The organism is Labrenzia sp. PO1 (assembly GCF_012273635.1).
GTDB lineage: Bacteria > Pseudomonadota > Alphaproteobacteria > Rhizobiales > Stappiaceae > Roseibium > Roseibium algicola.
Genome location: NZ_JAAXCR010000002.1, coordinates 301,330 through 316,110 on the forward strand (window position 1 = coordinate 301,330; position 14,781 = coordinate 316,110).

Annotated in this window: 14 protein-coding genes; 2 read left to right on the forward strand and 12 right to left on the reverse strand. The window is 60.1% G+C overall.

The window, feature by feature from the left end; all coding sequences use genetic code 11:
* Positions 1–50: 50 nt before the first annotated feature.
* On the reverse strand, positions 51–803 hold the full coding sequence (locus HCG46_RS09325) for a glucose 1-dehydrogenase (protein ID WP_168685903.1): 753 nt from the start codon (positions 801–803) through the stop codon (positions 51–53).
* A 111-nt stretch (positions 804–914) separates the two neighbouring features.
* Here HCG46_RS09325 and HCG46_RS09330 point away from each other — a divergent pair, with 111 nt between their 5' ends.
* Positions 915–1,817, forward strand: a complete 903-nt coding sequence (locus HCG46_RS09330) for a LysR family transcriptional regulator (protein ID WP_168685905.1) — start codon at positions 915–917, stop codon at positions 1,815–1,817.
* 191 nt (positions 1,818–2,008) lie between these two features.
* Here HCG46_RS09330 and HCG46_RS09335 read toward each other — a convergent pair whose 3' ends face one another.
* Genes HCG46_RS09335 through HCG46_RS09355 form a run of 5 tightly spaced genes read right to left on the reverse strand, consistent with a single transcriptional unit; the run spans position 2,009 to position 6,717 of the window.
* Positions 2,009–3,517: a tripartite tricarboxylate transporter permease gene (locus tag HCG46_RS09335; RefSeq protein WP_075281364.1), complete on the reverse strand. Its 1,509-nt coding sequence runs from the start codon at positions 3,515–3,517 to the stop codon at positions 2,009–2,011.
* A gap of 5 nt (positions 3,518–3,522) precedes the next feature.
* Complete coding sequence (locus tag HCG46_RS09340; protein WP_023014641.1) at positions 3,523–3,984, reverse strand: tripartite tricarboxylate transporter TctB family protein; 462 nt, start codon at positions 3,982–3,984, stop codon at positions 3,523–3,525.
* Between the two features lie 59 nt (positions 3,985–4,043).
* Positions 4,044–4,997, reverse strand: coding sequence for a tripartite tricarboxylate transporter substrate binding protein (locus HCG46_RS09345; RefSeq protein ID WP_168685907.1), 954 nt, complete (start codon positions 4,995–4,997; stop codon positions 4,044–4,046).
* Positions 4,998–5,023: 26 nt separating this feature from the next.
* The gene (locus HCG46_RS09350) at positions 5,024–5,704 is read right to left on the reverse strand and encodes an RraA family protein (RefSeq protein WP_209009429.1); all 681 of its coding nucleotides are present in this window, start codon (positions 5,702–5,704) and stop codon (positions 5,024–5,026) included.
* Between the two features lie 2 nt (positions 5,705–5,706).
* Positions 5,707–6,717 (reverse strand): hydroxyacid dehydrogenase, encoded by a 1,011-nt coding sequence (locus HCG46_RS09355; RefSeq protein ID WP_168685911.1) that lies wholly within the window; start codon positions 6,715–6,717, stop codon positions 5,707–5,709.
* Between the two features lie 179 nt (positions 6,718–6,896).
* Between HCG46_RS09355 and HCG46_RS09360 the strand changes: the two genes are divergently transcribed.
* Entirely contained in the window at positions 6,897–7,796 is a 900-nt protein-coding gene (locus tag HCG46_RS09360; RefSeq protein WP_023001697.1) for a LysR family transcriptional regulator, read from the forward strand.
* A gap of 151 nt (positions 7,797–7,947) precedes the next feature.
* Here HCG46_RS09360 and HCG46_RS09365 read toward each other — a convergent pair whose 3' ends face one another.
* The 6 genes from HCG46_RS09365 to HCG46_RS09390 all read right to left on the reverse strand — a co-directional run bounded on the left by HCG46_RS09365 (position 7,948) and on the right by HCG46_RS09390 (position 14,725).
* Complete coding sequence (locus HCG46_RS09365; protein ID WP_168685913.1) at positions 7,948–9,276, reverse strand: TRAP transporter large permease; 1,329 nt, start codon at positions 9,274–9,276, stop codon at positions 7,948–7,950.
* Positions 9,273–9,836, reverse strand: a complete 564-nt coding sequence (locus HCG46_RS09370) for a TRAP transporter small permease (protein ID WP_023001699.1) — start codon at positions 9,834–9,836, stop codon at positions 9,273–9,275. The genes HCG46_RS09365 and HCG46_RS09370 overlap by 4 nt, the downstream gene beginning before the upstream one ends.
* Before the next feature lie 76 nt (positions 9,837–9,912).
* The gene (locus HCG46_RS09375) at positions 9,913–10,968 is read right to left on the reverse strand and encodes a C4-dicarboxylate TRAP transporter substrate-binding protein (protein ID WP_023001700.1); all 1,056 of its coding nucleotides are present in this window, start codon (positions 10,966–10,968) and stop codon (positions 9,913–9,915) included.
* Positions 10,969–11,016: 48 nt separating this feature from the next.
* Positions 11,017–13,398, reverse strand: coding sequence for a xanthine dehydrogenase family protein molybdopterin-binding subunit (locus HCG46_RS09380; RefSeq protein ID WP_168685915.1), 2,382 nt, complete (start codon positions 13,396–13,398; stop codon positions 11,017–11,019).
* Positions 13,395–13,895 carry a (2Fe-2S)-binding protein gene (locus tag HCG46_RS09385; RefSeq protein ID WP_168685917.1) on the reverse strand — a complete coding sequence of 167 codons (501 nt, stop codon included), beginning with the start codon at positions 13,893–13,895 and terminating at the stop codon, positions 13,395–13,397. Before HCG46_RS09385 ends, HCG46_RS09380 begins: the two co-directional genes overlap by 4 nt.
* Positions 13,892–14,725: a xanthine dehydrogenase family protein subunit M gene (locus HCG46_RS09390; protein WP_168685919.1), complete on the reverse strand. Its 834-nt coding sequence runs from the start codon at positions 14,723–14,725 to the stop codon at positions 13,892–13,894. Before HCG46_RS09390 ends, HCG46_RS09385 begins: the two co-directional genes overlap by 4 nt.
* Positions 14,726–14,781 lie beyond the last annotated feature (56 nt).

The window sequence follows — 14,781 nt, forward strand, 5'->3', positions numbered from 1 at the left end:
CCAGACGGCCAAGCCGGTTGTCGGCCCGGACCGTCTGGTCAACCGTGGACTTAGATCTGGTTCATGCCGCCATCGACGAACAGCTCGATGCCGTTGACGAAGCTCGATGCCTCTGAAGCAAGAAAGAGCACTGCGTTGCTGATGTCTTCCGGCCGGCCGATCCGGCCCGAGGGAATATTGCCGAGGATGTGGTTCTTGACACCTTCGGCCTGCTCACCGCCGCCAAAGAGATCGTTGAGGCCGGCGGTCTCGGTCAGCCCTGGGCTGATGGTGTTCACCCGGATATTGCGGTCCTTCAGATCGAGGATCCAGCTGCGGGCGAAATTGCGCACTGCCGCCTTGGTTGCCGAATAGACACTGAAGTTCGGTGTCCCCGCGGTGCCCGTGGTCGAAGACGTCAGGATGATCGAGGCTCCGTCCCGCAGCAACGGCAGCGCCTTTTGCACGGTGAAAAGAACACCTTTCACATTGGTATCGAAGGTCTTTTGATAGTGCTCTTCGCTGATCTCGCCGAGCGGGGCAAATTCACCTCCACCGGCATTGGCGAAGAGTACATCAATCTGGCTGTGCTGCTGCTGGACCGCGTCGTACAGCCGGTCGATATCTGCAAGCACGGACATATCCCCCTGCACGCCGGTCGTTCTCCCGCCAATGGACTTGACGGCTTCGTCAAGAGTTGCCTGGCGGCGACCGGTGATGAAGACCGATGCCCCCGCAGATGCGAATGCTTTTGCCGTCGCCAGACCGATACCACTGGTTCCGCCGGTGACAACCACAACCTTGTTCTCGAAGTTCTGTGTCATTTCATTCTCCTGTCTGACGGCACGATTGCCGTTGACAAGAAGATGCAAATGGAACGATCGTTTCTGTAGTGGACAATTTCAACACTTAGCGTTCCATAGGAAGAACGATAGATGCAGCAAGACCTGAATGACCTGGCTTATTTCGCCGAGGTGGTGGCGCATCGCGGGTTTGCGCCGGCGGGCCGGGCGATCGGCGTTCCCAAGTCAAAGCTCAGCCGGCGAATAGCGGCTCTGGAAGAGCGTCTGGGCGTAAGGCTGATCGAAAGATCAAGCCGTCGGTTTCGGGTCACCGACATCGGGAAGCAATTCTATGAGCGGTGCCGCAGCATGCAGTCGGAAGCTGAACACGCCCATGCCCTGGTTGCGGAATCCAGGGCAGAACCGCACGGGCTGATCCGCTTCGGATGCCCAACCGGCCTCGTTGAGGTTGTTGCCCCGCTGATAAGCGAGTTCCTGTCTCGTCACCCCAAGGTACGGCTGCAGCTGGTAGCTGCCGATCGGGCGCTGGACCTGATCTCGGAACGCATTGACCTCGCCTTGCGTGTGCGCACGGCGTTGACCAGCGATGCCTCGCTGACAATGCGTACGATCGGTACCTCAATCAGAATTCTGGTTGCAAACCCAGGCCTGGCGCAGACCGTTCATGAGGTCGATGACCTGGACAAAGTTCCCTTGCTATCGACGAGCGATAGCGCGGATGAAATCGAATGGCACATCGAAACCGATATGGGAGAAACCCGCGCGTTTCGAAAGCAGGCCAGGATGGGCTGCGCGGATTTTTCGGCAACCCGAACTGCCGTGAAGAAGGGTCTCGGTGTAGCGCTATTGCCCGACCACGTCTGCAGCGCGGAACTGGCTACCGGGGATCTTGTGCGTGTCCTACCGCAATGGCGAAGTCAGAAAGGGATCGTGCATCTGGTGTTCACGACGCGGCGCGGGCTGCCGCCAGCTGTCCGATCATTCATCGACCATCTTGCCCGCTGTTTTCCAAAGGATGCACTGAGCTACGAATAGCAGTCGAAACCTAACCATGTTGCGGCTCCGTCAGTCCTCCGAAAGGTACTGTGGCGGATCCCCGAAAAACCACAGCACACGGATCTCACGGAAAGAAATGGAACCGGCGGAAAACCCCGATGCGAACTCATCGTTCTGCACCGGGGTCCTGATTTTTCAGGCATGTTTCCCGTCAGACACTCAAGGTCTTGTCAGCTGGTAGCCTCTTCCCTTTTGGCGGCCTGAAACCGACGCTTGATCATCGGACCGACGACAACCGCGACCGTCAGGGCGACCAGAACCAGGCTGGTTGTGTTCGAGAACAGGACCAGCCAGTCGCCGCGTCCGATCCGCAAGGCAAGACGAAGGTTTTCCTCGGCAAACCCACCCAGGATCAGACCCAGGACAACCGGTGGCAGCGGGAACTTGAGCTTGTCCATTACCCAGCCGATCGCACCGAAGCCGAGCATCAGATAGACATCGAACATCCGTCCGTGGATCGAATAGACCCCGATCAGCATCAAGACGATGATGACCGACCCCAGGAGAGGACGCGGGAGATTTAAAAGGCGCGCAAAACTGTTCGTTGCCAGTGCCCCGCCAAGCAGCACCAGAAGGATCGCGCCGAACAGGAACTGCCACATGAAGCCGAATACCACGTCCGGATTGTCCCGGAACAGCATGGGTCCCGGCTGCAGACCATGCACCAGCAACCCACCCAGCATAACCGCAGCGACAGCAGTTCCCGGGATGCCAAGTGTCAGGGCCGGGATCAGCGCGGAAGCGGTGTCCGCATTGTTTGCCGTTTCCGCGGCCGCAACGCCTTCGGGTTCACCATTGCCCCAGGTATCGGGTGTTTTCGAGGCCCGGCGAGCTTCGTTATAGGACATGAAAGCAGCCATCGAACCGCCGGCTCCCGGAAGAATTCCGATCCAGATCCCGATGATCGATGAACGGATCCATGTCTTCCAGAAGCGGTACATGCGAGGCAGCGCACGCCAGATCGGCTCCGTTCCCAGTTTGGAACTGTTGACGCCGTCCGTTTTCAAAGGCGTTTCGAGCAGATCGATGACCGGAGGCAGCGCGTAGAGGCCGACGAGCAGAATGACGATATTGACGCCGTCCAGAAGCTCCAGCTGTCCGAAAGTGTAGCGATCATTTCCATAGATCGGGTCCGATCCCACCACTGAGACGAAGACACCGAAACAGGCGCTGATCAGCCCTTTTACCGGATTGCCTCCCAGCAGGAAGATGATGCTGGCAAGGCCGAACACGGCAACCCAGAACACTTCCGAAGGGCCAAACAGGAGCGTGACCTTGGAGAGCGGAGGCGCGAGCAGCATCAGGGCAAAGGCGCTTGCGATGCCGCCGATCGAAGATGAGACGACGGCCACTTGCAGCGCAAATCCGCCCTCGCCCTTTTGCGCCATCGGATAACCGTCGAACGTTGTGGCAACGGCTGCGGGGGTTCCGGGAATGCGCAGAAGAACAGCGGGGATGGCACCGCCATACATAGCGCCGTTGTAGATGCCGGCCATCAGACCGAGCGCGACCAGAGGTTCGAGACCGAACGTGAATGGCACAAGCACGGAGATGGCCATTGTGGCGCTCAGGCCGGGCATTGCACCGACAACGATGCCCGCAATCACGCCTATGACGACAGCGGCAAAGTTGGCCAGCCCGAAAACTTCGGGAAGTGCGCTGAGAAGATCGGAGTACATTGAGATCACTCCTGCCAGAGGCGCCCTGCCGGAAAGTCTTGCGACATTCCGTAATCGAAGATCAGCCAGATGGCTCCGACAACGACCAGGGTTGCCACTGCAAGTCCAAGTGGGTTGCGATAGCCGAAGAGCCAGGCAACGAGCGGAATGGTTATGGCTGTGCTCGGGTAAAAGCCGATCAGGTCTGTGGCCAATGCGTAGCCAAGGATCAGCAGAAAGGCACCTGCGACCCGGCCGGGCGACTTGCTCATGGGCTCGGTTTCTTCACCAGCCGACGCCTTGCGTTGATCGGCGATCAGAAGCAGTAGCGAGAGGATGATCAACCCGACCAGCATCACGGCTGGCAGCAGGGCAGATATCGGCCTCAATGTCGAGGTCGGGTAGAGAAAAGCAAACGCGGCCGCGGCGATGCCAAGAGCGGTCAGTGTCTCGGGCCGGAGAAGGCGGTGTGTACGATGGTCGGACATGGCACTGGCTTTATCTGAGTAAGAGAGGCCGCGCGGGGGCGTGCCCCGCGCAACGCGCATCAGTTCCAGGGAGTCGTATCCCAGACCTGCTTTGCAAGGGTATGCAGATCCTCGGTCAATGCCTTGAAATCGTCCCCGGTTACCACTTCGACCGGATTTGCGGTTTCCTTCATGGCTTTGAGGAACTCCGGATCAGAGGCAAGCTGTTCGAATGCGGCAAGAAGCTTAGCCTCTACATCCTCAGGCAGGCCGGCAGGCGCAACGAACCCCCGCATGGATCCATTTATCAGGTCCAGCCCCTGCTCCTTGAAGGTTGGCAGGTCTGGCGCAAAGTCAGAGCGCTCCGGCGTCGCAACGCCAAGTACATTCAGTTCTTCCTGAAACTCGGCCACCTCGGAAATGTTGAGGATCCCCATCGCCACGTGTCCGCCCATGAGCGCGGTTCGCGCCGGGGCGGAGCCCTTGAACGGTACGATGGTGAACTCGGTTTCGGTCAGGCCTTCAAGCTTGATCAGCGCGAAGTGATCATCGCCTCCGAGGCTGGACATCCCGACGGTGATGGCCCCGGGATTGGCCTTGGCTTCCGCGATCAGCTTGTCGAGCGTGTCGAGACCGCTCGCCTTGGAGGTGACGATCACGTTGGGATCGTTCACCACATTGGCGAGATAGGTGAAGCTGTTGGCATCATATTCCGCTTCACGGTCAATCGTGCGCGCCATCATGCCCGGAAGGTTGAAGGTGCCGAGCGTGTAGCCATCCGGAGAAGATCTCGCCGTTTCCGTAATGCCGATCTGCCCACTTGCACCCGGCATGTTCTTGACGACGAGGCTTGCCCCTTCGCCCAGATATTTTTCGATGAAAGGTGCAGCGGTGCGAGCCATAACGTCCGTGCCGCCGCCTGCGGAATATCCGACAATGACCTCAATGGGTTTTTCGGGATAGTCGGCCATGGCAGCCCCAGCGACCATAACCAGCGCACCTGCAATTGCAGAAGCCTTCAGGTAAGTAAGCATTTGTCTCCTCCCTTTGTTGAGACTGTTCAGTAATCCGGAAATTCGCAACCACGTTCCTTGAGGGCTGCGTCCACCCAGCTGCGATCGTTCTTGCCTTCAGCGATTGCCTTCATCTGCCGTTCTTCGGCATCCTGTTTCGCCAGGGTCTGACGAAGAATTTTCTCGGCCCCATCCAGGGGAACCGCGAGCACGCCATCGGAATCGCCCAGCATGATGTCACCTGGCTCGATCACCATTCCGTCCAGACTGATCGGAACATTGATTTCACCCGGGCCGTCCTTGTAAGGACCGCGATGGGTGACCCCCGCTGCGAAGGTCGGCAGGTTGGTCTTGAGGAAGGCATCGACATCGCGGATTGCGCCATTCAAGACGAAGCCCGCAACCCCTCGCTTGACGGCGTAGGCAAGCATCAGCTCACCCATGAGGGCATTGGAAAGATCCCCACCGGCATCGACAACGATCACATCACCGGGTTTGGCCAGGTCGATCGCCTTGTGCAGCATCAGGTTGTCACCGGGACGGCTCTTGACGGTCAGCGCCACACCGGCCAGGCCGCCGGAGGCATGCATCGGCCGCAGGCGCGGACCGGCGGCTGCGAGGCGTCCCATGCAGTCGGAGACATTGGCAACCGGAAGCTTGGCAAATTCAGCAACGAGTTCCAGCGGCGCAGCTTGTTTTCGGCTGCAAATACGAAAGCCAACCGACATGTTCATTCTCCTGCTTTGGCGTACATGGCACCGGCGTCGGCCAGAAGTGCACGATTTGCTATGCGTTCGCGGGCGACAGGCTGGCCATCCAGAACCTGGAAGATGCCGCGCACGGCTTCCACTCCGACACGTGCACCGGCTTCGCGCGTGACGCCGCCGATATGCGGAGTGACAATGATGCGGTTTTCACTGAAGAACGGATGGTTCGCCTGGGGTGGTTCCACGGCAAAGGTGTCAAGTCCCGCGCCTGCAAGATGACCTGATTGAATTGCAGCGAGCAGCGCGTCTTCGTCAATCAGCCCACCACGTGCCGTGTTGATCACGTAGCTGCCTTCCGGCATGCGCGTGATGGCTTCGGCGTTCAGGATCTGGCGTGTCTGATCGGTCAGCGGACAATGAAGGCTGAGGACATCGGATTGTTCCAGCAACTCTTCGAGCGAGCTGCAGCGTTTTACGCCCAGTCTTTCGAATACGTCGTTGTCGGCATAGGGATCGTAGCCGATCAGGTTCAGGCCAATGCCCTTGGCAATTCGGCCTGTCGCCTGTGCAATAGACCCCATCCCCAACAGGCCCAGTCGGCTTCCTGCCAGCTCGCGGCCAAGAAAACCTGCCTTTTCCCAGCGGCCGGCACGAAGCCCTGCGTCAAGCGGCAGGATGCGCTTCACGGTGGCAAGCATGAGTGCAATCGCATGTTCGGCGACTGAAACTGCATTCGCGCCCGTTGCAACAAGCACAGGAATGCCGCGGGATGCGGCTGCCTGGAGATCGATGTTGTCGACGCCAACACCATGCTTTGAAATGACGCGCAGCTTTGGAGCCTTTTCCAGGACGTCGGCATCCAGCCGGCCCATCCGCGAGACGATCCCTTCCGCCCCGGTCTCGACCAGAAGCCTGGAGATCACATCGCTGTCTGCATAGGCCGGGGTATGAACGGTTTCGTATCCGTGGTCTTTCACAAGCGCGACAGCAATTGGGTCGAGGTCGGGGCCGGTCACAAGGATTTTCTTGCTCATGCGTACGTCTCTCTGCTCTCCGCAAGCGGAAAGTGATTGTTCTTTGATAGGGGATGAGTGACCGCGTCCGCCTCCCAGCTTGCACGGTTGAATTCCTCCGCCATCTTGGGTAACGGATAGAATGACTTAACAAAAGCGAATTAATCTGGTTCTTATATTAAGAAAACCTGGATGAAGGTATGGACACCCGTCAACTCAAGACCCTGGTCGCTATCGCAACCCATGGCACCTTCACCAAGGCGGCGGAGATCGTAAACCTGACGCCATCGGCAGTCAGTCAACAGATCCAGGCGCTGGAAGTCGAACTGAACATCATCCTGTTCGAACGGTCGTCCCGTCCTCCGAAGTTGACCTCGCAGGGACTTCAAGTCCTTGAAATGGCTCAGGAGATGTTACGTCTCGAAGACGATACCAAGGCAAATCTGCGGGGAGACAAGCTCGCCGGCACCCTCATGCTGGGCTCTGTTCGTTCCAGTGCACTCAATCTGCTGCCGAGAGCCATTGTCCAGATGCGAAACCAGTATCCCGATCTGAAAACCAATCTGAGAGTTTCGCTGTCTTCAACCCTGATTGCCGATGTGGCTTCCGGACGGCTCGATGCTGCAGTGGTCGCGGAGCATGTCGGCATTCCGCCCGCCTTGCGCTGGAGCCCCTTTCTTCGTGAGCCGCTCTGGCTGATCGCACCGGAAGACACAAAATCCACCGACCCCGCCGACCTGCTTGCCACCTGTCCGTTCATTCGATTTCGCAGCGCCGTGCCGCTTGCCAACCTTATCGACACGGAGATCTCTCGCATGGGGATCGCAACCAACGACGTTGCCGAGATCGACACGATCGGGTCCATCGTCACATGTGTCCGGCAAGGCATGGGAGTTTCCGTTGTACCGCATGTCGCCTTGCAGGAGCCGGATCACCAGCGGCTGACAAAACTCCCTTTCGGCAATCCGCAAGTGACAAGGCAAATCGGCATCGTTGAGCGGATCGTATCGCCGCGGGCTGAAATCATCGCGCGTATCCACACGGTACTTGCCGAGCTTTGCGCCCCGCATGGCGTAAGCAGAATAGAGGACGTGTCTTGACCATCCTCCGAAGGATCACCAGCCGGTAGGCTGCGCCGCCTCGTAAGCGTGTCTTGTCAAAATGGCTGTTACCAGCGAGGTCGTTCGGTCTCGGGGCCGCGAAAGAAGGCGTTGCCTGGACGAACGAAAGATCCTTGCACTGTTTTTTCCATCACAAGAACAAGGTGGCAATGCCGGGTAGAAGAATAACGAGCAACAAAACCAGTAGCATGACCGCGATGAAAGGCATCGTGCCCGCGAAGATCTGTTCGACGGAAACGTCCGGATCGTTGAGCGTATTGTGCACCGTGAAGACCGATATGCCGAAGGGCGGCGTCAGGAGGCCGATTTCAACGGCGATCACGATGACGATGCCAAACTGGCTGAGGTCTATACCCATGTGCTGCGCGATGGGCGCTGCGATAGGCACCATGATCAGGAGGATCGACGTGCTGTCGAGGATCATGCCCATGACGAGAATGAGCACCGAGCACAGAACCATGAAGCCCATCGGGCCGAGGCCGGTCTCGTTGACGAGGCTTGCGATGGCGTTGGGAAGGCCGGCGATCGACAACATGCGCGAATAGTAACTGGCAGCGACAAGCAGCAGCAGGATCGATACCGAGATCACGCCGGTCTGCTTCATCACCCGCCACAGGTTATGGCGGTTGAGGGAACGGCGTGAAAGCGCAACCAGCAGCGCACCGAAGGCGCCGACACCGCCAGCCTCTGTTGGTGTGAAATATCCCGAATAAAGTCCGCCGAGCACCAGAACCACGAGCAAGATGATCGGCACCAGCTTGGCGATCATCCTACCAAGCGGCATCGGTTCGATGGCGCTGTCGCGACGGCGCTCCTTCGCAGCAGCCGGATCGGTGAGAACGAAACCCGGGAACAGCACGGTGACGGCAACGAGCATTGTCACGAAGCCACCGGCAAGCATCAGCCCCGGCACGATGCCGGCGATGAACATGCCACCGATAGAGACTTCTGCCAGAACCCCGTAAATAATGAGGAGCAAGCTCGGCGGGATCAGCATACCGAGTACCGATGAGCCCGCGACGGTACCGGCAGCAAAGGCCGGGCGATACCCGTGACGCTCCATTTCAGGGACTGCGACGCGCGTGAATACCGCCGCCGAGGCAATGGAAACGCCGGTGACCGCAGCGAAGATCGTGTTGGCCGCGACAGTCGCGACCCCGAGACCGCAGATGACTCGGCGCAGCAGTTCCTCTGCAACTTCGAAGGTGTCCCGCCCGACGTTGGAAACGCTCACCAGCAGCCCCATAAGGACGAAGAGGGGAATGGTCGCAAACAGATAATCGGCAATGCCGCTGTAGACGGTCAGCTCCAGCATCCTGAAAGCAAGGTCGATGTTATTGCGGATGATCCAGATCCCGGCAAAGGCCACCAGGAACAGCGCATAGGCTATTTGCATGCCGAGCAGAACCAGAACGATCAACGCGCCGACAAGCAGGAAGCCAATGGTCAACGTCGTCATGAAAAGCTCCGGAACATGCGAATTTCTGTGTGCGCCCGGTAAAACGCGGCCAGAACAGCCACCGCCGAGCCCAGGACCGTTATGCCCCGGAAGGGCCAGGTCGGAATGGTGAAGACGCCCTGGACGCCGAAAAATTCGGACGTCGCCCAGGCACTGGCGAATTTCGGCCAGGAAGCCCAGAGAATGAGACCGAACACGATGACGCCGCAGAGGGAGAACAGGGCCTCAATCAGGCAGACACCTTTCGGCGACACGCTTTCAAGACGCCGGACGAGAAAATCGGCCCGGGTCAGGCGCTTTTGCAGGATGGCAGCGGCAACCTGCAGGAAGACGATGGCAACAACGGTGCGTGCAGCGATTTCCGCAACGCCGGTAATCGGCGCGTTGAAGAAGTTTCGACCAAGGACATCAGCGACGATCAGTATCATGAGCGCGCCGATGGAAAGTGTACCGACCGATGACATGATGGCGGCCGTGCCGCCGAGCATTGCGCCGAAAGGCGCTTCCGAGAAAGCCGGGACATAGGCGTCGTCGGCCTCGGTTCTGGTCTCATCCGTCATCGTTACGTCCAGTTCGCTCTCAATAAACCCGCCCGGACAAGATGCCGGGCGGGAGAGGTGTGAGGCAAGGCCGCTCTCAGAGCCCTTCGTCCCAGGACCTCAGCGGTTCCGCACCACGTGCGCGCAGGGCGTCGAAATAGGCCTTCAGCACGACACGGCCGGCATCGCCGGTCTGTTCCAGCCACGGTTCCACGATATTCGGCAGTCCGTTCACCCAGGCGGTTTTTTCTGCTTCCGGCAGTTCGTGGATCGTCAGACCCGCTTCCTGCATTTCCTTGAGTGCTCGCGTGGCAAGATCCTCGACATATTGACCGTGTGCCGCGGAAGTTGCCTTCGCAGCTTCCCGGAAGGCGGCCTGGACCGGTTCCGGCAGACCGTCGAAGAAGTCCTTGTTGGCCGCGATGCCGCCGAAATACATCGAGCCGATGCCCACGCGGGTGAGTTCCGGCGCGACTTCATAGACGCGGGTCGGCAGAATGCCCGACGCGAAGGACAGCGTACCTTCGGTCACGCCGGTCTGGATGTTGGTGTAGTAGGTCGTCAGTGCACCATCGACCGGCGTTGCCCCCGTTCCGCGCAACCAGTTGGCAGAGGTCCCCGGGGCGTTGAGCTTGCGGTTTTCAAGATCCTTCATGGAGTTGACCGGGAAGGTGGCATAGATGTCGTAGCTGTCGGTAATGAGCGACGACAGATGAACCATGCCGTTTTCCGCCCAGCTGTCACGCAGCTCCGGCAGGTTTGCCGAAAGATCATCGAAGATCTCGATGATCATCTTGTGGTCTTCCGTGGCAAACGGCGTGAAATAGGTCACGTTCTGGAGCGGCATGTTCGCACCTTCCCAAACGGTGCCGACCATGCCCACATCGACGATGCCGTCCATGACGGCTTCACGCGTGTCGGTGAATTTGTAGAGCGTGCCGGCATAGGACTCCACCCAGTCGACCTTGTATTCGCCGGCGGCTTCCAGGATCCGGTTCACTTCCGGCTGGAAGGTGTTCTTCATCGCATAGACCCAGATGTTCTGTTCCGGATGCGACGAACCGATGTTGACCGTGATCGCCTGTTGCGCGGCGGCGAGGCCGGCAGAACTGGCCAGCATGGCCGTTGCGGTTGCCAATGTTACGAACTTCATGATTTTCCTCCCTGCATTCGGAGCCTTATCCTCCCAGGCTCCTCTGGTTCAGTCATTCAAGGTTCCAAGTGCTCTCACGATCCGTTCAGGGGTGAACGGCATTTCTGTCACTTGCGCGCCCATGGGCCGCAGGGCGTCGTTGATCGCATTCATGACGGCGGCCGGAGACCCGGCAGTGCCCGCCTCGCCCGCGCCCTTGGCCCCGAGCAAACTCTCCCCCGTCGGCGTTTCAACGTGCCCGATGATCATGTCGGGCATTTCAGCTGCCATCGGCACGAGGTAGTCTGCCATCGAGCCGTTCAGGAGCTGGCCTTCCGCGTCGTAGTGGATTTCCTCAAAGAGCGCTCCACCGAGTCCCTGAACGATGCCACCCCGGATCTGCTCGTCCACGAGAAGCGGATTGATCACCCGCCCGCAATCCTCGACGCACCAATGCTTCAGCAGCTTCACGATACCGGTCTCCGTATCGACCTCGAGGTAGGAGGCCTGGACGCCGTTGGTGAAGGCAAAGGGATATTCGGACGTGATGAAGTGCCGTGTCTGGACGAGTTCCCGCGGCAGGCCCTTCGGCAATGTGTCGCCGCGGAAGTACACGATCCGGCCGAGCTCTTCGAGCGGCATGCGGGCTTCGCCCGAAGTGCTGTCGACCACAGCGCCGTCGCGGATGTCGAGCTGCGCCTGATCGGCCTGGAGCATGGAAGCGGCCACCTCAAGGATGGAATCGCGAAGCGCCCGCGCCGCCTGCAGCGCAGCCTCGCCGCCGATACCGGCCCCGCGCGACGCCCAGGTGCCGCCACCATAGGGCGTCACTTGTGTATCACCGGTAATGACGCGCACACGCGCAGGGGACACGCCAAGCCCCTCGGCAACCACCTGGCTCAGCATCGCCTCGGTGCCCTGCCCCTGTTCGGTTACACCGGACAGCGCAACGATCGATCCGTCCGGATCCATCCGCACCGTGCAACCGTCTTGTGCCGAAATACGCGCGCCGCCGATACCGTACATGAAGGGCGAGGGATTGGTCAGCTCGATGAAGCTTGCAATGCCGATGCCCCTGTAGATGCCCTTCTTGCGGAGCTCTGCCTGTTCGGCTCGCAAGCCGTCGTAGTCCATCAGCTCCAGAAGCTTGTCCATGGAGGCGTGATGCGACAGCCCCTCGAAACGCATGTTCGCGGGAGACGTCACCGGATAGGCATCATCCCTGAACATGTTGCGCCGGCGGATCTCGACCGGGTCCATGCCGATTTCGGCGGCCGCCATATCCACCAGCCCTTCGGTAATCGCGACCGCGATCGGATGGCCGACTGCCCGGTACTGGCAGGTCGGCGTCTTGTTCTGGAAGACGACCGTGGTCCTGGCCCGGTAATTCTGGAAGTCATAGGGGCCACCGCAGAGGTTCACCACCTGGTTGCCTTCGATGGCGGAGGTGCGCGGATAGACCGAATATGGGCCGATCGCCGTCCAGTCATCGACATCCATGGCGAGGATCCGGCCGTCTTCTCCAACTGCAATCTTCGCCTCAATCTGATGATCGCGGGCGTGGATGTCGCTGGAGAAACTTTCCAGCCGGTCGGCAATGAATTTCACCGGTCGTTTCATGATCTTGGCGATTGCCGCCGTCGCCATTTCGTCCGGATAGACATGCACCTTGATGCCGTAGGAGCCGCCGACGTCCTCGCAGATGACCCGGACCCGGCTTTCCGGCAGGTCGAGATGAGTGGCCAGAACTGTCTGGATCATGTGGGGCGCCTGCGTCGCATGCCAGGCGGTCATCTGTTCCTCGGCCGGGTTCCAGTCGACCAGGATCGAGCGCGGCTCCAGCGTCACGCCCGTGTGCCGTCCGGTGACGAACCGCGCCGAGACGACCTTGTGCGCGGTCCGGAAGGTTTCGTCCACGTCCCCCTGTTCGTGCAGGCGCCGGAAGGCGAGGTTGTCACCCATTTCCGGATGCAGCACCGGCGTTTCAGGATCGAGCGCGGTCATCATGTCGGTGACGACGTCCAGTTGCTCGTAGTCAACATCGACAAGAGCCGCGCCATCCTCGGCAGCAGCGCGAGAGGTCGCGACAACGGCTGCCACCGGTTCGCCGACCCAGCAGGCTCGTTCAACGGCAATCGCATGTTCCGGCGGCGATTTCAGGCCTTTCAGATGGGCGAGCACAGCAACCCATGGCTTGCAGACCTCGGCGATGTCCTGACCCGTGAAGACCCGGAGCACACCCTTCACCGATTTTGCATCCTCGGCGTCGATACGGTTGATCTTCGCGTGTGCGAAGGGCGAGCGCACAAAAGCGACATGGACCATGCGCGGCAGCACGATGTCGTCCACATAGACCCCGCGCCCCTGGACCAGACGCCGGGCATTGGGCCGGGGGACCGTCTTGCCGATATAGGAATTGGGCCGGTCCGGATTACCGAATTGAATGGTCATGCGGCCCCCTTCTGTGCGCGGACACGCGCTACCGATTCAACCGCATCCACGATGGCTTCGTAGCCGGTGCAGCGGCAGTAATTGCCCGACAGATGCTCGCGGATCTGATCGCGTGACGGCATGCCGCCGGCCTCCAGCAGCTCGTTAATGGCAACCAGCATGCCGGGCGTGCAGAAGCCGCACTGGAGCGCATTGCGCTCGACAAAGACGTCCTGAAGATCCTTTATCGCGCCCTGGTCCGACAGGCCTTCCACTGTCCAGACGTCGGCACCGTCCGCCTGGGCGGCCAGCATCAGGCAGCCACGCACGGCTTTGCCATCGACCTTCAGCGTACAGGCACCGCAGACACCGTGTTCGCAGCTTGCATGGGCGCCGGTAAGGCCAAGCTCGCCGCGCAGGAAATCAACGAGATGCTGACCTGCCGGAACACGCGCCTCGACGGGCTCCCCGTTCACGGTCAGGCTGATGTCGATCTTGTCGCGGAACATCTCCGTCATGCGTTTCCTCCCTCGATCCTGGCGGCGGCGCGGCGTAAGAGGACACCGGCAAGGTGGCGGCGGTAAGCGGCACTTGCCTGGGTGTCCGACGGTGGGTCGATTTCCGCCTGCAGAGCCTGAACGGCGCCATCAATGTTGCCCTGGTCGAGAGCGGCCATGGCCCCTTCGGCAAGGATCGGCTTGGGCCCGACGGAAAAAAGCGACAGCCGGTGTCCATCGGCACGCTTGACGAGGCACACTCCGGCAAGGGCATAGTCGCCGGATCTCCTGGCAACCTCTACGATGACCTGCGTTTCGCCGGGCTCTGCCTTCGGGACCGAGAGGCCGGTCAGGATTTCACCCTCCTCGATGGCCGTTTCGAAAATGTCCTGAAAGAAATCTTCCACCGGTATGTCCCGCGAGCCGTTGAGGCCCTCCACATGCAGCGTGGCGCCAAGGGCCAGAACGCAGGCTGGAAACTCCGCAGCCGGATCGGCATGAGCCAGCGCACCACCTATCGTGCCGCGGTTGCGGATTGCAGCATGGGCGATGAATTCCACCGCCTGTGAAAGAAGCGGAGCAGACTGTCGGATCAGCGGATTGCGACCAATCTCCGCATGCGAAGTCAGCGCGCCGATCCGCAGACCATCCTGCGTTTCGGTTACCCCGGAAAGCTCGCTCAGGCGGGAAATGTCGATCAGGACGTCGCCTGCGGAGAGACGCAGGTTCAAGGCCGCAACCAGGCTCTGGCCACCTGCAAGCACGCGGCCGTTGCCGTCGCTCGCGGCCAGCATTTCCAGCGCGTTGCGCAAACTGGATGCCCGGGCATAACCGCCCGCCGATGCCTTCATGGCGTCTCCCTCCCGATTTCATCGCGACGCCCTCCAGCATCGCTTATTGAGCATCT